The 16,692-nt window shown below is 55.5% G+C and carries 17 protein-coding genes, 2 tRNA genes and 3 pseudogenes; 7 read left to right on the top strand and 15 right to left on the bottom strand.

The features are described from left to right. Positions 1 to 2: 2 nt before the first annotated feature. Entirely contained in the window at positions 3 to 584 is a 582-nt protein-coding gene (locus tag ACOX7T_RS11530) for a TetR family transcriptional regulator (RefSeq protein ID WP_433442865.1), read from the bottom strand. A 285-nt stretch (positions 585 to 869) separates the two neighbouring features. Between ACOX7T_RS11530 and ACOX7T_RS11525 the strand changes: the two genes are divergently transcribed. From ACOX7T_RS11525 to ACOX7T_RS11515, 3 genes are all read left to right on the top strand, one after another. Continuing rightward, a tRNA-Pro gene (locus ACOX7T_RS11525) sits at positions 870 to 946 on the top strand. An 85-nt stretch (positions 947 to 1,031) separates the two neighbouring features. After that, positions 1,032 to 1,108, top strand: a tRNA-Pro gene (locus tag ACOX7T_RS11520). Positions 1,109 to 1,245: 137 nt separating this feature from the next. Further along, positions 1,246 to 1,539, top strand: coding sequence for a hypothetical protein (locus ACOX7T_RS11515; protein WP_433442863.1), 294 nt, complete (start codon positions 1,246 to 1,248; stop codon positions 1,537 to 1,539). A 649-nt stretch (positions 1,540 to 2,188) separates the two neighbouring features. On the opposite strand, the gene rplL is transcribed toward ACOX7T_RS11515, so the two are convergent. From rplL to rpmG, 7 genes are all read right to left on the bottom strand, one after another. Then, positions 2,189 to 2,563, bottom strand: a complete 375-nt coding sequence (gene rplL, locus ACOX7T_RS11510) for a 50S ribosomal protein L7/L12 (protein ID WP_433442861.1) — start codon at positions 2,561 to 2,563, stop codon at positions 2,189 to 2,191. A 62-nt stretch (positions 2,564 to 2,625) separates the two neighbouring features. Then, complete coding sequence (gene rplJ, locus ACOX7T_RS11505; RefSeq protein ID WP_433442859.1) at positions 2,626 to 3,159, bottom strand: 50S ribosomal protein L10; 534 nt, start codon at positions 3,157 to 3,159, stop codon at positions 2,626 to 2,628. A gap of 241 nt (positions 3,160 to 3,400) precedes the next feature. Beyond that, positions 3,401 to 4,093, bottom strand: coding sequence for a 50S ribosomal protein L1 (gene rplA, locus ACOX7T_RS11500; RefSeq protein WP_433442857.1), 693 nt, complete (start codon positions 4,091 to 4,093; stop codon positions 3,401 to 3,403). Positions 4,094 to 4,112: 19 nt separating this feature from the next. Continuing rightward, the gene (gene rplK / locus ACOX7T_RS11495; protein ID WP_006574559.1) at positions 4,113 to 4,538 is read right to left on the bottom strand and encodes a 50S ribosomal protein L11; all 426 of its coding nucleotides are present in this window, start codon (positions 4,536 to 4,538) and stop codon (positions 4,113 to 4,115) included. A 127-nt stretch (positions 4,539 to 4,665) separates the two neighbouring features. Next, positions 4,666 to 5,190, bottom strand: coding sequence for a transcription termination/antitermination protein NusG (gene nusG, locus ACOX7T_RS11490; protein WP_433442854.1), 525 nt, complete (start codon positions 5,188 to 5,190; stop codon positions 4,666 to 4,668). 11 nt (positions 5,191 to 5,201) lie between these two features. Further along, positions 5,202 to 5,513: a preprotein translocase subunit SecE gene (gene secE / locus ACOX7T_RS11485; RefSeq protein ID WP_433442852.1), complete on the bottom strand. Its 312-nt coding sequence runs from the start codon at positions 5,511 to 5,513 to the stop codon at positions 5,202 to 5,204. 41 nt (positions 5,514 to 5,554) lie between these two features. Beyond that, positions 5,555 to 5,719 (bottom strand): 50S ribosomal protein L33, encoded by a 165-nt coding sequence (rpmG, locus tag ACOX7T_RS11480; protein WP_006574556.1) that lies wholly within the window; start codon positions 5,717 to 5,719, stop codon positions 5,555 to 5,557. Positions 5,720 to 6,102: 383 nt separating this feature from the next. Here rpmG and ACOX7T_RS11475 point away from each other — a divergent pair. From ACOX7T_RS11475 to ruvX, 3 genes and pseudogenes are all read left to right on the top strand, one after another. Further along, positions 6,103 to 6,375, top strand: a pseudogene (locus ACOX7T_RS11475) (autorepressor SdpR family transcription factor); the annotation flags it as partial. Positions 6,376 to 6,379: 4 nt separating this feature from the next. After that, entirely contained in the window at positions 6,380 to 7,057 is a 678-nt protein-coding gene (locus ACOX7T_RS11470) for an SdpI family protein (RefSeq protein ID WP_433442850.1), read from the top strand. After that, on the top strand, positions 7,054 to 7,473 hold the full coding sequence (ruvX, locus tag ACOX7T_RS11465; RefSeq protein WP_433442848.1) for a Holliday junction resolvase RuvX: 420 nt from the start codon (positions 7,054 to 7,056) through the stop codon (positions 7,471 to 7,473). The genes ACOX7T_RS11470 and ruvX overlap by 4 nt, the downstream gene beginning before the upstream one ends. Here the strand turns inward: ruvX and ACOX7T_RS11460 are convergent. From ACOX7T_RS11460 to ACOX7T_RS11430, 7 genes and pseudogenes are all read right to left on the bottom strand, one after another. Then, a pseudogene (locus ACOX7T_RS11460) lies at positions 7,448 to 7,957 on the bottom strand (sulfite exporter TauE/SafE family protein); the annotation flags it as partial. The gene ruvX and the pseudogene ACOX7T_RS11460 sit on opposite strands and share 26 nt — an antisense overlap. Beyond that, positions 7,861 to 8,217, bottom strand: a pseudogene (locus ACOX7T_RS11455) (TSUP family transporter); the annotation flags it as partial. The pseudogenes ACOX7T_RS11455 and ACOX7T_RS11460, both read right to left, overlap by 97 nt. 35 nt (positions 8,218 to 8,252) lie before the next feature. After that, positions 8,253 to 8,978, bottom strand: a complete 726-nt coding sequence (locus ACOX7T_RS11450; RefSeq protein ID WP_433442846.1) for a tRNA threonylcarbamoyladenosine dehydratase — start codon at positions 8,976 to 8,978, stop codon at positions 8,253 to 8,255. Between the two features lie 73 nt (positions 8,979 to 9,051). After that, positions 9,052 to 10,641, bottom strand: coding sequence for a peptidylprolyl isomerase (locus tag ACOX7T_RS11445; RefSeq protein ID WP_433442844.1), 1,590 nt, complete (start codon positions 10,639 to 10,641; stop codon positions 9,052 to 9,054). 462 nt (positions 10,642 to 11,103) lie between these two features. Beyond that, positions 11,104 to 12,549, bottom strand: coding sequence for a C69 family dipeptidase (locus tag ACOX7T_RS11440; RefSeq protein WP_433442842.1), 1,446 nt, complete (start codon positions 12,547 to 12,549; stop codon positions 11,104 to 11,106). Positions 12,550 to 12,562: 13 nt separating this feature from the next. Further along, positions 12,563 to 13,957: a purine-cytosine permease family protein gene (locus ACOX7T_RS11435; RefSeq protein WP_294549064.1), complete on the bottom strand. Its 1,395-nt coding sequence runs from the start codon at positions 13,955 to 13,957 to the stop codon at positions 12,563 to 12,565. Positions 13,958 to 14,470: 513 nt separating this feature from the next. Continuing rightward, positions 14,471 to 14,944, bottom strand: a complete 474-nt coding sequence (locus ACOX7T_RS11430) for a MarR family winged helix-turn-helix transcriptional regulator (protein ID WP_294549062.1) — start codon at positions 14,942 to 14,944, stop codon at positions 14,471 to 14,473. Positions 14,945 to 15,268: 324 nt separating this feature from the next. Here ACOX7T_RS11430 and ACOX7T_RS11425 point away from each other — a divergent pair, with 324 nt between their 5' ends. Next, entirely contained in the window at positions 15,269 to 16,486 is a 1,218-nt protein-coding gene (locus tag ACOX7T_RS11425; RefSeq protein ID WP_433442839.1) for an argininosuccinate synthase, read from the top strand. The last annotated feature ends 206 nt before the right edge of the window (positions 16,487 to 16,692 follow it).

Genomic DNA, 16,692 nt, shown 5'->3' with positions numbered 1-16,692 from the left:
AATCAGCCTTTCTGGGAAGAGAGTTCCGGGAACAGCCCCGCCTGGTCCATCAGCTGGAGCAGAGCCTCCTCAGGGAGGTCAGTGCCCTGTTCCAGCCACCACCGGACAATGGCCAGGATGCCGCCGGCGTAGAAGTGGGCGGTTATCTCCAGACGGGCCGGATTGGTTTCGTCGGCGGGGAAGCGGGAGAGAAGCTGTTCTGCCACCAGGGCCTCCAGCGTCTGGATGTCCACGCTTCCGCTGGAGACGGCGGAACGGTACAGACCGCTGTGGGCCCGTACAAAGGAGAGGGCGTTCTGGAATACGGAGAGGAAATAGCTCCGGGGATTGACGCGCAGGTCCTCGGCCGCGGGCTCAAAGGCCCGGTACAGCCGGGCCACGGCGTAGCGCAGGAGGGCGTATTTGTCCTCGAAGTGGGCGTAAAAAGTTGTGCGGTGCACCATGGCCCGCTGGCAGATGTCTACCACGGAGATTTCGCTGAAGGGCTGTTCTTCCATCAGGGAGAGGAGCGCTTCGGTGAGGAGCTTTTTGGTCCTGCGCTGCCGCAGGTCCTCCTTGGGCTCCTCGGGTGGCTGGTTCCGCATGGTAATGCCTCCTTTTAAACGACATATTAATAAGAAGTGAAGGTTATCTGTACAATGAGGACGGCAAGAGAGTCCAACAGGGTGGAGGAACTATACCACTCGGCACTGCAAATGTCAAGATAATATACATCTGTATGTTAATATACGTATGTATTGTACAGCGGTGTAAGAGGAAAGAATCGGACAGGAAGAAAATTTTGAAAAACTTCGAAAAAACACTTGCATAATCTGGGGAGCTGTGCTATTATATCAAAGTCGCCTGAAGCGACTGCAAAAATGGGATATCCGGGTGTGGCGAAGTTTGGTATCGCGCTTGAATGGGGTTCAAGAGGCCGCTGGTTCGAATCCAGTCACTCGGACCAAACTCATAAAAGAAGTTGACAGATAAATCACTGTCAACTTCTTTTATGGGTAGAGTTAATCCTGTATGTAACCAAAAGTAAATATCCGGGTGTGGCGAAGTTTGGTATCGCGCTTGAATGGGGTTCAAGAGGCCGCTGGTTCGAATCCAGTCACTCGGACCAAGTCCGTATTCCGCAAGGAGTACGGACTTTCTTTTTTCCTTTCTGAACAGTAACCTCTTGTATCCGTAAGCCGGTTAAAATCAGCCACTCTGTGGAATGGAGATATTCCTGATTTCAAGTCATATTGGAGGCGTGACATGTCCTGTCACATTTTGAGCGCTCAAAACTCATTGGAAGATAACCGTTTTAAATCGATCAGCGATTTCAAGTGGTGTATGGAATGTGGTGGAGAAGTAGAAATCGAATGGAACGGCATTCATTATGGCATTATCCGATATGGGACAGATGATAAAATTACAATTTATATTTGGAATCGTCCCGAGACGGAATGCTGCTTTGACACCGCTGATGATGCATTGGAGTATATGGTTGGTTCGGACCGCTTGCGTGATGTGATTACACGAGTTACAGTTTTGGATCGCACAGTTTGAGATAAGAACCTCTTGCTCGCTGCTTGCATACCGTTGATATCGCTGACTTTTCCAAGTCCTATAATTAAACTCGGGCCAAGCCCGTATTCCGCAAAGAGTACGGACTTTTTTATTGTACCAACCGAACCAGCGGATTCTTGGAGTAACTAGGCAGAGAAAGATGAGAATAAAATTCCCGCCCTTGTCGTTTTAATTCGCCCATGCTATAATCAAAATATATCTTGAAAATACGGAAAGGGAGGAACTGAAAAATGCATGATACCGTTAAAAGAGCCATTATTTCCGTTGCCGTATTTGCGATAATTTACTTCATGTCGCTTATGATAGGAGTGACCAGCCATGAGGTAAGATTTTTGGGAACAGTAATTGGCACAGGCTGCTATTGGATAGGAAGTAATAAAAGATAAATTCTAGGGCTCCGATGTAGCATTTTTCAATCTTGCTGGTACTTCCGTCTCATTCTTTCGATTGTAAATTGGGGAGTTATTTCATAAAGAGTAATTGACATATCTAATCTAAGGCGGGAGCATCCGAAATGAAGCTCCCGCCTTACTGTTATGATTGGAGTGGGTGCAGAGATAGAAAAACCCGGACCTGTGGTTTTGCCGCAGGTCCGGGTTGATGCTGTGTGAAGTAGGGGAGGGGAGACTTACTTCAGCTCCACCTTGGCGCCCACGTCCTCGAGCTTCTTCTTCAGCTCCTCGGCCTCGTCCTTGGAGACACCCTCCTTGACGGCCTTGGGAGCGGACTCGACGACAGCCTTGGCCTCAGCCAGGCCCAGGCCGGTGATCTCGCGGACAGCCTTGATGACCTTGATCTTCTCAGCGCCGACCTCAGCCAGGACGACGTCGAACTCGGTCTTCTCCTCAGCAGCGGGAGCGGCAGCGCCGGCAGCGGCGGGAGCAGCCATAGCGGCGGCGGAGACGCCGAACTCCTCCTCCAGAGCGTGGACGAGCTCGGAGAGCTCCAGAACGGTCAGGCCCTTAACCTCTTCGATGAGGGCAGTAATCTTCTCAGAAGCCATGATATGTTACCTCCTAAAATAAATGTCTTGAAGTATGGTAGTTGTTGCGCGGGGGACAGGACTTACGCCTCGGCGGAAGCGGTCTCCTCGACGGAGCCGCCCTGCTTCTCGGCGATGGCCTTGATGACGATGGCCAGGCTGGTGATGGGAGCCAGCATGGTGCCCAGGACCTGAGCCTGCAGGACCTCCTTGGAGGGCAGCTCAGCCAGAGCGCTGATCTCGTCCAGGGACAGGACCTTGCCGTCCATGAAGCCGGCCTTGATGGTGAACTTGGCGCCGTTGAACTGCTTGGCGAACTTGTTCACCACGCGCATGGGAGCGATGGGGTCAGCGTGGCTGATGGCCAGGGAAGTGGTGCCGTTGAGCACGTCGTCCAGGGCCTCCATGCCGCAGTTGTTGATGGCGAAACGGACCAGGGTGTTCTTCACGACGGCGTACTCGACGTCGTTCTTGCGCAGCTCGGCGCGCAGAGCGGTATCCTCAGCCACGGTGATGCCCTTATAGTCCACCAGAACGCCGCTGGCGGCGCCCTTGATCTTCTCGGTCAGCTCAGCCACGATAGCCTGCTTCTCACTGAGAACCTTTGCGTTAGGCATGTGGGATTCACCTCCAGAAAAATAAAGTGCTGTTCCGCGTCCAAAGACACAAAACAGCACAAAACAAACGTCTATACTGCATTCTCGGCAGGATTTACTGTGCAAGCACAACCTGCTGTCTCTGAACACGGGATATAGTATAACAGCCCGGAAGAGGGTTGTCAACTATAAAATGAAGAATCTTTCTCCTGGGAGGTATCCAGGGGGAAAATCCCCCTGGATACAGCTCATCAGGCAGAAATTACATCAGCTTGGCGCCGTTGATCTTCACGCCGGGGCCCATGGTGGAAGCCACCACGCAGCTGCGGATATACTGACCCTTGGCAGCGGAGGGCTTGGCCTTCACGATAGCGCCCATGAGAGCGTTGAAGTTCTCGGTGAGCTTCTCAGCGCCGAAGGACACCTTGCCGATGGGGCAGTGGATGATGTTGGTCTTGTCCAGACGGTACTCGACCTTACCGGCCTTGATCTCCTTGACAGCCTTGGCCACGTCGGGGGTGACGGTGCCGGCCTTGGGGGAGGGCATCAGGCCCTTGGGGCCCAGGACCTTACCGAGACGGCCCACAACGCCCATCATGTCGGGGCTGGCCACGACCACGTCGTAGTCGAACCAGTTCTCCTGCTGGATCTTCTGGACCATGTCCATCTCGCCGACATAGTCAGCGCCGGCCTCACGGGCAGCGTCAGCCTTGTCGCCCTTGGCGAACACCAGGACGCGGGCGGTCTTACCGGTGCCGTGGGGGAGGACGATGGCGCCGCGGACCTGCTGGTCAGCGTGGCGGGAGTCAACGCCCAGCTTCACGTGGAGCTCGACGGTCTCGTCGAACTTGGCGGGAGCGGTCTTAACCACCAGGTCCATAGCCTCGGCGGTATCGTACAGAGCGGCCTTGTCAATCTGCTTGGCGCTCTCCTGATATTTCTTGCCTCTAAACATTTCCTGCTACCTCCTTCGCTTAGTCGCCCACCAGGACGCCCATGGAGCGGGCGGTACCGGCGATCATGCTCATGGCGGACTCAATGCTGGAGGCATTGAGGTCGGGCATCTTGGTCTCGGCGATCTTGCGCACGTCCTCCTTGCTGATGGTGGCCACCTTGGTCTTGTTGGGCACACCGGAGCCGGACTCGATGCCGGCAGCCTTCTTGATGAGAACGGCGGCGGGAGGGGTCTTGGTGATGAAGGTGAAGGAACGGTCGGCGTAGACAGTGATGATAACGGGGATGATCATGCCCACGTCGTTCTTGGTGCGCTCATTGAATTCCTTCGTGAAAGCGGCGATGTTCACGCCGTGCTGACCGAGGGCGGGGCCGACGGGGGGAGCGGGAGTCGCCTTGCCGGCGGGAATCTGCAGCTTCACGTAACCAGTAACTTTCTGTGCCATTTGAAACAGCACCTCCTACGATAAATGTGGTTGGAACGGCGTCTGCGGGACGCCTCCCACGTGCGGGGGAAAGGGCCATGCAGGGCATGGCGCTGGGGGACACGGCGGAGCGTGTCCGGAATTGGAATTACAGCTCGACGGGCTCGACCTGATCCAGGTCCAGCTCCACGGGAGTCTCCCGGCCGAACATGGACACCACGATACGGACCTTTTCCCGCTCCATATCGATCTCGTCCACCGTGCCCAGATAGGACTCCAGGGCGCCGTCGGTGATGCGGACGTTGTCGCCCACCGCATAGCCCACCACCACTTCGCGCTTTTCAACGCCAAGGGCGGCAATCTCCTCATCAGAGAGGGGGATGGCCTTGTTGCCGGAGCCGACGAAGCCGGTGGCGCCGCGGACATTGCGGACCAGATGCCAGGTCTCGTCGGTCATCACCATTTTGACCAGCACGTAGCCGGGGAACACCTTGCGCTCCACGGTCTTGGGGCCGTTGTCGGTGATTTCGGTGACCGTCTCCAGGGGGATGCTGACCTCCTGGATGAGGTCGTGCATGTTGCGGTTTTCCACCGCCTTCTCAATCGAGGCGGCGACGGTGTTCTCATAGCCGGAATAGGTATGGACGACATACCACTTTGCACTTTCAGCCATGATTTACTCCTTTATGCGCCGGGGTTGAAAAGGTTCAGCAGCGCCTGCACAATAGCGTTGGCCAGGGCGTCGAAAACCCAGATGAAGATGCCCACCACGATAACGCAGGCGATCACGATACCGGTGTTCTTCGCAACCTGCTTCCAACCGGGCCACTGTACCTTCTTCAGCTCGCTCTTCATTTCCTTGAACCACTTGGCGACGCGCTTGAAGAAACCGGGCTTGGACTTTTTCTCGTCCTTCGCCTTCTTGTCGGCCTTGGCGGGAGTGGACTTTGCAGCCTCTGCCTGGCCGGTCTGCTCGATTTTCTCGTTTTCAGACATTCAGATACACCCTTCTTTCTTATGAGCCAGTTGCAAGCTCATTACTTGGTCTCGTTATGGACCGTGTGCTTTCTGCAGAAGGGGCAGTACTTGTTCAGCTCCAGACGATCAGGAGTGTTCTTCTTGTTCTTGAACGTGTTGTAATTGCGCTGTTTGCACTCGGAGCAGCGCAGGGTGACCTTCACCCGGTTGCCTGCCTTTGCCACTTGTCGGCACCTCCTTTTTCATTTTGGGGCGCTCCGGACATAAAAAATGCCGGATACGGCCCAATATGCCGAATCCAGCAACGTCCAGGCACAGCGATACTATGCCCCTATACGCTACGGTGCGGATTCGGCATCATCTGCCTCCCTATGCCCGCCCTCGGCGGCAAAAGGGTTTGCACGTCATTACACCGTAAAAATGCGCACAAAAAAAGCCCTTTTCATAGGTGATAGTAGAATAGCACAGGGAAGGCGGAAAGTCAAGCACTATTTTGGAAAAAACCTTTGATTTTGAAACAGGCGAGCACCTTGACAGGGTACGCCTGGGCTGATAGAATCTATTTAAAGAAAATTTGAAATAGTTTTGCCTTAAGGGAGGGAGCGCTGTGGAGGGCCCCGGGATTTTCAAGGCCCTGTCCGACCCGGTGCGGCGGGAGATACTTCTCCTGCTGCGGAGGGGAGAGCTGCCGGCGGGGGAGATTGCCTCCAGGCTGTCCATGACCGCCGCCGCCGCGTCCTATCATCTCTCCTGTATGAAGCGGGCGGGGCTGGTGCGGGAGCGGCGGGAGAAGAACTACATCTATTATGAGATGAACGCCACCGTATTGGAGGAGGCTGCACTCTGGCTGAGTCAGCTGTGCGCCGGAGTGGGGGAGGAGCGCCGTGAGACACGGAAAGCTGTGGAGAACACTGTTTTATATCCTGATGGGACTGCCGCTGGTGGTGACGTTGGCGGTCCTGCTGGTGCTGCCGGGGGAGATACCCGTGCACTATAACGCCGCGGGGGAGGTCAACCGGTGGGGCAGCAAGTATGAGATGCTGATTTTGCCGCTGATTACTCTGCTGATGGGTGGCTTTCTTTTAAAGGTATCCCGGTGGAGCGGCAGGCAGCACCAGGAGAACCGGACGGCAGTGGTGGCCATTGGCTGCGGTGCCCTGCTGGTGTTCAATGTGATGACCGTGATTTTTCTGGTCAAGGCCTACCGGATTGCTGCCTTAGGGACGGGGATGGAGCTGTCTGTCAGCCGGATTCTGTTCGGCGTCACGGGGCTGCTGCTCGTCTGCTTGGGCAATGTGATGCCCAAGCTGCGGCGCAACGGCTGGTGCGGAGTGCGGACGGCCTGGACCATGGAGAATGATGAGAACTGGCGCAGAAGTCAGGTGGTGGGCGGCGGTGTCATGATGGCCGCGGGGCTGGTGCTGGCGGCGGGGAATGTGCTCCTGTCAGGTGAGGAGGCGAGCCTGCTGTTCTCCATGCTCTGCGTGGTGCTGATGATACCCGCCCTGCTGATTGCCCTGACGCTGCTGAAGCGAAAGATGGAAAAGGAGAAGAACAGATGAGAATTATGGCCATTGACTACGGCGACGCCCGGACGGGCATCGCCATTTCCGACCCCACCGGCCTGCTGGCGGGGTATACCACAGTGATCCATAGCCGGAAGAGCGAGGTGGTGGCGGAGGAGATTGCCCGCCTGGTGAAAGAGCACGGGGTAGAGGAGCTGGTGATGGGCTTTCCCCGGAACATGGATGGCACCGAGGGCCCCAGAGCGGAGCTGTACCGGGCTTTTGCGGAGCAGGTGGGCCAGGTGACCGGACTGACCCCGGTTCTGTGGGACGAGCGCCGCACTACCGTGGAGGCCCACAACATCCTCCACGCCTCGGGTAAGCGGATGAAGCAGCACAAGAAGACGGTGGACGCGGTGGCGGCAACCCTGATTTTGGAGGGCTACCTCACCCGCCGCCGGACCCAGGGCTGAGCTTATTCTTTTTGCGGAAGAGCTCGGTGACGCCCACATAGAGGAGATAGACGCCAAAGCACCGGCGCAGCAGCTGCACGTCCAGTCCGGTGGCCGCCCAGGCGGACAGGGCGGTGCCCAGCAGGCCGGCCAGAATAGCGGGCCAGGCGGCGGCGCGGTCCACATAGCCGTTTTTGACGTGGGCGGGCAGTGCTGTGGCGGCGGTGGGGAGGAAGTAGAGCAGGTTGACCCCTTGGGCCAGGTTCTGGGGCACTCCGGCGAAGGACGTCATATAGATGAGCAGCAATGTGCCGCCGCCTATCCCGAAGCCGGAGAGAATCCCGGTGAGGGCGCCTGCCAGAATGGGGAGAAGCCACTCCATCAGAAGAAGAGGGCCTTCACGCCGCCGTAGAGGATAAACAGGGCGAACACCCGCCGTAGCCAGTCCATGTTCAGCCGCCGGAACAGCCGTCCGCCTGCAAAGCCTCCAATCAGCCCGCCGATGAGATAGGGAAGGGCCAGCTGGAAGTCCAGGCCACCCCGGAAGAAATAGACGGCAGAGGACAGGGCGCACAGGGGCAGAATGATAGCCACCGAGGTGGCAAAGGCCTTCCGCTGCTCCAGGCCGCACCAGCGGGTGAGCAGGGGTACCAGAATCATGCCTCCCCCACCGCCGAAGAAGCCGTTGGCCACACCCGCTGCGGCGCCGGACAGAGCGCAGCGAACTTTTACCGGAACATGCAAAAAAATCCCTCCCAACGGCACTAGTCTGCCGCCGGGAGGGATTTTCTATTCATGGTTTATTTGCCGTCAGGGTTCAGACCGGCCAGGGTGAGTATCACATCGCCCGCCATCATCAGCCCGGCCACCGGCGGCACCCAGGGCACGCTGGCCGGTACGCTCCGGCGTCCCGGGGGCGGAGTCTCCCGCTGGTCAGTGGCGTGGGGCAGCTCGGGGGAGAAGAGCACCCGGTGGTGCTGAATCCCCCGGCTGCGTAGCTCCTTCCGGATGACCCGTGCCAGGGGGCAGCCCTCAGTCTTGGAGATGTCGGTGATGCGGAACTGGGTGGGGTCCAGCTTGTTGCCGGTGCCCAGGGCGGAGAGAATGGGGATGCCCCGCTCTATGGCGGTCTGAATCAGGTCCAGCTTGCTGGAGACCATGTCGATGGCGTCCACAATATAGTCGTACCGGACGGAGAAGAAGTCCTCCCGGTTTGCAGGCTCGTACTTGGACACCACGGGATGGACCCTGCACTCCGGGTTGATGTCCTGTATCCGGGCGGCCATGGCCTCCGCCTTGGGCTGGCCCTGGGTGGACCAGAGGGCCTGGATCTGCCGGTTCAGATTGGTCACGCCCACCTCGTCATGGTCGATAAGGGTCAGCTCGCCAATTCCGGCCCGTGCCAGAGCCTCAGCGGCCCAGCTGCCCACACCGCCCAGGCCGAACACCGCCACGTGGGCGGCGGCAAGGCGTTCCATGGCTTCGGGGCCCAGCACCATCTCAGTGCGCAGAAATTGTTCCTTCATGGATACCTCCTGATGAGACATTGGAAGAGGGGGGCGGGGCCTATCGCCCCGCCCCCCTCATAGAAGCCTGATATTAATCGACGTACTTGAAGCCGTCAGCCTTGACAGCCTCATAGCCCTCGGTGATGGTCTCAATCCAGCTGGTCATATCGTCGTTCTGGAAGGTGCTCTTGGCGTTGAGCTTCCAGGCGGGATCGTTCCAGGACTGGAAGTAGATGACGTGCCAGCCGTACTGACCGCTGTTGGTGTTCTCCACCAGGCCGGTGTCGCCCTCGGCGTGCTCGTTGTCGAAGATCCAGTCGTTGAAGGTGTCAACCATCTGACCCTCTTTGACCTGGGTGTACAGGCCGCCATTGGAGGCGGAGCCGGTGTCGTCGGAGTACTCCTCGGCCAGAGCACCGAAGGACTCGGCGGTTTTGTCGCCGGCCTCCCACTGGGCCAGCAGGCTCTCGGCCTCAGCCTTGGCGGCCTCCATGGCCTCGTCGGTGGGGATGGTGGACTCATCCACATCCTCAGTGGCGGGGTCATCCTCCTGGGTCAGCTCGGCCTTGATGAGGATGTGACGGATGTCGGCGGTGGGAGTCTCGTCCAGGTAGCGATCCAGGAACCGGACCACATAGTAACCGCTGGTGGACTCGAACACCTCCATGTCGCCCTCGGTGCGGGCGGCGTCTTTCAGCCAGTCGCCGTAGGTGGTGGAGACACTGGAACCGGTGGTCTCGGTGGCGCGGAAGGTGTTTGCGGTGCTCTCCTCAGTGTAGCTGCCAGCCAGCTCGGCGAAGTCGCCGCCGGCCTCCACGTCAGCCATCAGCTTCTCAGCGTTGGCCTTGGCGGTCTCCATGGCGATGGTCTGCTCCTCTTCGGTGGCCTCCACGGTGTTGCCTTCCTCGTCGGTGGTGGAGGGGGCAGTGCCGCTCAGGAAGGCGACTTCATAGGAGAAGGTGTCCACGTTGTCCTTGTTCTCGTCATAGTAGGTGGTGTAGTCCTCATCGGTGTAGGTGAGGGCATCCTGGTGGGCCTGCTGATACTCAGTGAGCATGATGGCCCGCTTCAGGCAGCTCTCATAGATACCGGTAGTCATGTGAGTGCCGTACACTGCCTTGATATAGGAAGAGTAGGAGTAATTGCTGGTGATAGCACTATTCTTCGTGTTGGCCAGGCTGGTCTCGTAGGTCTCCTTGCCGGTCTCGGACAGGTCCAGGGAGAAGCCATCCTTCTCGGCGGCATCGGTGAGGGCGGCCACCTGGGTCAGGGCGTTGAGGGCGGACTCCATGAAGTAGTCATGGTAGGTCTGGGTCTGCTCCTCGTCCACATACTGGTCCTCGGGGTCCAGGCTGGGGTTGAAGTTGGTCAGGCCGGTAATGCCCATGGTGGAGTAATAGTAGAGCTCATACTCCTGCTGATAGGCGCTGTGGTAATAGTACTCCACCTCGCCGGCGGTAAAGTTGTGGCCGTTGACGGTCACTGCGGTGGCGCGGTTCTGGAAGAAGTTGGAGTTCCAAATAAGCAGCGCGGCGGCCAGAATGACCACCACCACGCCAATCACCCAGTACAGAATGGTTTTGCGCTTGGCGGCCTGAGCCTCCCTGGCCTCCTTGAGCTCTTTCTGAGTCAGGTTCTGGCCGGCGCTCTGGCGCTGCTTTTTTTCTCTGGATGCGCTCATGAATGTCTCAGTCCTCTCGTTGTAATAGGAAGGCGGGAGGAGCTCTGCCCGCCCGCTCTAACACATCGTTGCATTATACAGGAAAATGAGATAAGTTGCAAGTGTAAAATGTTGTTTGACGGGGGAAAGGGAGGAATCCGGCAGGTTGTTTCCGCCCACGAAATTTTAAAAATGTATTTTTTCTGAACCCGGCTGAATGGCTGGGCCGTCTAATGGTTGAGACCGGTCAAAACACCCGGGAGGGGGAGAACAGTGACAGAGCTTGTTTTGTGTCGGGATAAGACTGTGGCTGCAGAGGATAATACAAGTTGGACAGTGTGGTGCCCCACTATGCCGACGGCAGCAGCTGGATTTCGAATGATCCGTAATACCCTAAACCAACAATTGGGCCCCACACACAGAAACAGAAGCTGTGTGTGGGGCCCAACAATGTGTTGCCTGCTAAAGAAGAGCAAGGAGTGATTATACCCAGTCCAGAATAGTGTTGCAGAGATATTTTCCTTTTACCTTTCTGGCAATGCGTGAGGCGACGTCAAGTGCCTGGAGCGACTGACGGTCTGTGAGGTCAGTTAGAACTTTTAAAGCGGCCTCAGGAGCTCGAGGGAAAAGCGCGGCGGCCTGTTGCTCCGCCTGTTCCATGTCCTGCGCAAACTGTTCCTCCAGTGCGTGATAGAGCGGAATGACCTCCGTGGGGGCGATGGCTTCATAGTTGCGCTCACAGAGCTGAGCGGTCTCTTGGAAAGTCCACCAGGCGTCCTCCACTCTGAAATCACCGCACTCACCACGCTGATAGGCGGCAGGGAGGCCGCATCCGCCAGTATAACAGGGGATAAAAGGAGAGAGACAGACGTTTCCGAATGCAAACCAGATAGAGCTGCCCAGCGCGTCAGGAAGGGCAGAGGAAAGATCGGCTAGTATACAGATTACAGTTCCGCTTTGAGCGATGCTGGTGCTTATTTCCATCCAAAACGGATTGTGATGAGGCCCGGCTTCGGGGCGGAGGGCCAGGTCATAGGGGGTTCCCGCCAAAGTATCCCGCATAAGTTCCATCAAATCAGAGCGAGTCACTGCCTGCAACGGGCGGCAATCATATATTTGAGCATCCAGAGGGATATCCAGCCCGCCAAGCCGGTGAAGGGTCCCCCATTTGCGGAACGTATTGACAGGGTTAAGTGCACCGCCGTAGCCTGAGTTGAGTTCAGAATAATCTCCGCCAAAAGCAGAAGCAAAATTCAGTGGGGCTCCAGAATGGATATATCCTTTTTCCACAGCAAACTCATAAAGTCCTGGTGAACAGAGAAAGCGAGTAGAGTCGGCAAAGTCGATCTCTCCAATGCCAAAACAGTTGGGACGGCACTCTGCCTTATCGTCATCTACCCGTCGGGCACACCAATATCCGCCTGGCCCTAATTCAAGAAAAAAGCCCTCCTGCGGATCGGCAACCGCCATACAGACTGTACCTTCTGCGCCGGGGATAGAGGAGACGGTAAAACCGTACTGGGCGATGAGATCACCGGCAAGCTGGATGGCTTCCCGAGCAGTTTTTCCCCGTTCAAGCATCAGGATAACCAAATCATCGGCCTCCAGCAGGTCACCGGCTCGCTGATAGTTGGCAAAAGCGTACACGCCCTGCATAGAGACGGCCACCCGCTGATCATTGACTCCATCTGCCCAGGAGACAGGACGGGTTCCGGTTTCGTAAGCTGCGGAAGAGTAGGTGTATCCAAACGTGGCGGGAGCCTGAGGGATGGGGACGCCTTTGACTGTCATGAACTGGTCGGAAGGAGCCCAAGATTTTCTGGGAACATGATGTACGTGACCGGGGCAGCCAGGCCAATCATCATTGGCGGCCAACATAACATGACCGGTTGCACTGGCATCACGGCCGATAATGACAGAAAAACACATGAGGAGAACCTCCTTACATTACTGGCTTGCGAAGAAGTTTGGCGGACACAAAATACAACAGACCAGTTACCAGGAAGCAGAAGAACACTGCACCAATAGTGGACATGATGAACGGAAGCTGCTGGCCTGCAAAATACGTTACAACACCGAGCAGGAAGCAGACAATGGCTGTGGGATTGATGCCCTTCCAATACCAGTAAGGGCCATCCTTTGCCTGGAACTGAGTGATGTCATACTCTTTTTTGCGGATAAAGTAATAGTCTACCACCAGAATGGCAATACAGGGAGGAAATACTGCTCCCAGATAGCCCAAAAATATCTGAAATGTATCCAAAAAGCTGTCAAAAAGCAGTGGGGTAAGTGCCAGAAGCAGGGCGCCGGCAGAAATAATACACATGGAAAGTTTAGGGGAAAGCTTGCGGCTGACATTGGCGGCGGAGAAACCACCGGAATAGACATTGATCATGTTTACTGCAATAGTGGAGAGCACAATAAGCAGATTGGCGATTTGTCCCATTCCGAGAGACGAGCAGATATAGCTGAGATCAGCGGACATTGGGTCGAAAATACCGCCGTTGAGGACGGCTACTGCAATAGCGCTCACCGCACCGATCATGCAGAACCAGAGCATTCCAAAGGCCGCGCCTGCCATAGGTGCAACAGTGGCAGCTGTTTTGCTTTTGGTATAGCGGGTATAATCTGCCACAGCCATTACCCAGGCGAAGCCAAAGGCGGCAAAGGAATCCATGGCGGATCCGAAGGTGATGGACCAAGAGAGATTTTCAGACCTGGAGTCAAGCGTCCATGTAGCGATGCTGTCCAGAGAAAATGTGCGGAAGACCTGGACGGAAATCCAAACGCTGAGAATGATCAGACATATAACGGCCAGGTTTTGCGCAAAACCGATCCACTTGGCACCTCCGAAGATTGCAATAAGACTGGTAATGGCCAGAATAATTACAACGGAAAGGACAATCATCGGGGTGGAAGTGGGATCACCATGGGTAAAACTGGTGATGAGGTTGGACAAAGGAACAGCCGCGATATAAGTGTTGACACCGCACCAGCCGACAAATTGAAGTGCGTTAATAAAGGAGGGAAGTTTGCTTCCAACTACACCAAAGGGAACCCGTACCAAACCCATGGTGCTGGATGCCACGCGAAATCCCATAATACCCACGAGAGCGAGGATGAGGTATACCAGAGGATTACTGATAATGGCGGACAGGAATGCGCCGCTCAAGCCAAGGGCACCAATAATGGTTCCCATATACCATGAAGTGGGGTTTGCGTTGGCACAGATCCAGACAGAAGCCATCTCCTTGATACCATAGTAGCGAGCTTCCATGGGAACATACTCATCGATATCGTAGTCACGGACGGCAGGAGAAGAATTTTGTTCTGACACTGTATTCACATCCTTTGTTGAGATTGGACATAACTATCATCTGCCGAAATTCCAGACAACAGACGGTGTATGGAGTAGCGATGTGAAGCACTGCGCGCCGCTTCGTTATGCATATAATATACAGAATATGGGGCGAAGTGTCAAGTGAAATATAAAATAATGTGCGAAAAATATATAATTTTTTTAAAAAATGAAATACTATTAACGAAAAAAGTGCACAAATAAAATTCACGCAAAATGTGAATATGGTAAAAAAGTTTATCATCCGAAAATGAGAAAAAAGAGGAATGAGAAAAGAAATTGTTCAATAAGCAGAAATAATAAAATATTTGACTAAAAGAGATTGGGCCAAACGAAAAGAGAAATGGTAAAAAATTTGACTATAAGGAAAAGAATGATAAACATATATATTCATAAAAAATGGATAGTCATGTACCGGCATAACGGCGGCACATGACTATCCACTATATTATTCTCTTGAAGCCTTGTATTTTGGGACATCATGTCCGGAAATTAATCAGCGGCAGGGGCCTCCATATCAGCGCGGATACTGTTGGCCAGAGCATCGGTCAGCTTATGAAAAGCACTCAAAACCTGTTCACATTCATCTGGGCTCAAAAGCTGAAATGCGCGGATCTCTGCCTTATGAAGCCTGGACAAGAGTCTGTCTGCGTAAATCTTGCCCTTTGGTGTAAGGCGAATAAGATTGCTGCGCTGGTCATGGACGGTGCGTTGCCGGATAATGATACCTTCCTGCTCCAGACGGCGGAGAGAGGAGGAGAGCGTCTGCTTGGAATAGCCGAGACAAGCGTGGAGACTGCGCTGAGTGCAGTACTCATGCTTGCTGATTTCATTAAGTACAAACAGCGTGGTATCCTGAATTTTGTGATGGGAAGCCCATTCGTTATAAATAGCGTCCATTTGAAAATAACTGCTGTAATAGCTGTCAATATAACGGCTTAACCGCTTCTGGTCTTTGTCAGTCAAGACAAATCCCCCGTTTCCTATGTAAAAATTTTCTGCTTTCGTAGCATGTGAGGAAAAATCTCTCTCTTGTGAGAATTTTGTATTCATTATAACTCAGATGTTAGAAGAGCACAAGGAGAAGGTGGGGCAAGTGGCATAAGCCTTGCTGGCAGAATTAATTGTGGAAATAGGTGGGAACATGAATAAAAACCAGAATATTTCCTTGACAATGAATATATATATGTAAATATTTTTGTTTATGGAATATTTATTCAAATTTGCTATTGCATTTTTCTGCGGACCGTGGTAGACTGTGTCCAACAAAGCAAAACGGAGGTTTTCACCATGGCTGACATTAAGAAAGTTGTACTTGCCTATTCCGGCGGTCTGGATACATCCATCATCATCCCCTGGCTGAAGGAGAACTACAACAACCCCGAGATCATCGCCGTGTCCGGCGACGTGGGCCAGGGCACCGAGCTGGACGGTCTGGAGGAGAAGGCCATCAAGACCGGCGCCTCCAAGCTGTACGTGGAGGACCTGACCGACGAGATGGTGGACGACGTCATCATCCCCTCCATGCAGATGGGCGCCAAGTATGAGGACTATCTGCTGGGCACCGCCTTTGCCCGGCCCATCATCGCCAAGCGCCTGGTGGAGATCGCCAAGAAGGAGGGCGCCGACGCCATCTGCCACGGCTGCACCGGCAAGGGCAACGACCAGGTCCGGTTTGAGCTGGCCATCAAGCGCTTCGCCCCTGAGATGAAGATCATCGCCCCCTGGCGGGAGTGGTCCATCAAAGGCCGTGACGAGGAGATCGACTACGCCGAGGCCCACAACGTGCCTCTGAAGATCTCCCGGGAGACCAACTACTCCAAGGACAAGAACCTGTGGCACCTGAGCCACGAGGGCCTGGACCTGGAGGACCCGGCCAACGAGCCTCTGTACGACAAGCCCGGCTTCCTGGAGATGGGCGTCAGCCCCATCCAGGCCCCCGACGCCCCCACCTACATCACCTTGGACTTTGAGAAGGGCTGGCCCGTGGCCTTCAACGGCGAGAAGATGAAGGCCAGCGACATCATCCGCAAGCTCAACGAGGTGGGCGGCGCCAACGGCATCGGCCTGCTGGACATCGTGGAGAACCGGCTGGTGGGCATGAAGGACCGGGGCGTGTATGAGACCCCCGGCGGCACCATCCTCTACCGGGCCCACGAGGTGCTGGAGATGATCACCATCGATAAGGACACCGCCCACATGAAGAGCAAGCTGGCGGTGGACTTCGCCGACCTGGTGTACAACGGCAAGTGGTTCACCCCCCTGCGGGAGGCTCTGTCCGCCTTTGCCGCCGAGACCCAGAAGCACGTCACCGGCACCGTGAAGCTGAAGCTCTACAAGGGCAACATCATCACCGCCGGCGTCACCTCTCCCGACACCCTCTACTCCGAGAATCTGGTCACCTTCGAGGAGAGCGACTACGATCAGAAGGACTCCCAGGGCTTCATCAACCTCTGGGGCCTGCCCGACACCGTCCAGGCGCTGCGGGAGCAGGGCAAGCTGAAATAAGGAACCGCGTACAAAGCCGGAAGGCGGGCGCCTCCCACCGTGGGGACGCCTGCTCTCCGGCTCTGCCGCAAAAGAGCGAAAAGACCTGCTAACAAAAGTCAAGTAGAAATTTCAGCTTTTGGGAGCAGAGAAAAAGGCAACACAAAATCAAGCCGCTGAGCATCTCAAAATCGAAACGGCGGCCAGCCAGATGGTATAAAACAGGA

The sequence above is a fragment of the Pseudoflavonifractor sp. genome, assembly GCF_050943825.1.
In the GTDB taxonomy this organism is placed as follows: Bacteria; Bacillota; Clostridia; order Oscillospirales; family Oscillospiraceae; genus Pseudoflavonifractor.
This window is presented reverse-complemented; position numbering and strand designations above follow the sequence as displayed.

Excerpts from the sequence above, each read along its gene's own strand:
- ACOX7T_RS11440 (WP_433442842.1), bottom strand. The coding sequence starts at position 12,549 with ATGTGTTTTTCTGTCATTATCGGCCGTGATGCCAGTGCAACCGGTCAT.
- ACOX7T_RS11450 (WP_433442846.1), bottom strand. The coding sequence starts at position 8,978 with ATGAAGGAACAATTTCTGCGCACTGAGATGGTGCTGGGCCCCGAAGCC.
- secE (WP_433442852.1), bottom strand. The coding sequence starts at position 5,513 with ATGTCTGAAAACGAGAAAATCGAGCAGACCGGCCAGGCAGAGGCTGCA.
- ACOX7T_RS11425 (WP_433442839.1), top strand. The coding sequence starts at position 15,269 with ATGGCTGACATTAAGAAAGTTGTACTTGCCTATTCCGGCGGTCTGGAT.
- ruvX (WP_433442848.1), top strand. The coding sequence starts at position 7,054 with ATGAGAATTATGGCCATTGACTACGGCGACGCCCGGACGGGCATCGCC.
- rplL (WP_433442861.1), bottom strand. The coding sequence starts at position 2,563 with ATGGCTTCTGAGAAGATTACTGCCCTCATCGAAGAGGTTAAGGGCCTG.
- ACOX7T_RS11515 (WP_433442863.1), top strand. The coding sequence starts at position 1,246 with ATGTCCTGTCACATTTTGAGCGCTCAAAACTCATTGGAAGATAACCGT.
- nusG (WP_433442854.1), bottom strand. The coding sequence starts at position 5,190 with ATGGCTGAAAGTGCAAAGTGGTATGTCGTCCATACCTATTCCGGCTAT.
- ACOX7T_RS11445 (WP_433442844.1), bottom strand. The coding sequence starts at position 10,641 with ATGAGCGCATCCAGAGAAAAAAAGCAGCGCCAGAGCGCCGGCCAGAAC.
- rplJ (WP_433442859.1), bottom strand. The coding sequence starts at position 3,159 with ATGCCTAACGCAAAGGTTCTCAGTGAGAAGCAGGCTATCGTGGCTGAG.
- rplK (WP_006574559.1), bottom strand. The coding sequence starts at position 4,538 with ATGGCACAGAAAGTTACTGGTTACGTGAAGCTGCAGATTCCCGCCGGC.
- ACOX7T_RS11530 (WP_433442865.1), bottom strand. The coding sequence starts at position 584 with ATGCGGAACCAGCCACCCGAGGAGCCCAAGGAGGACCTGCGGCAGCGC.
- rplA (WP_433442857.1), bottom strand. The coding sequence starts at position 4,093 with ATGTTTAGAGGCAAGAAATATCAGGAGAGCGCCAAGCAGATTGACAAG.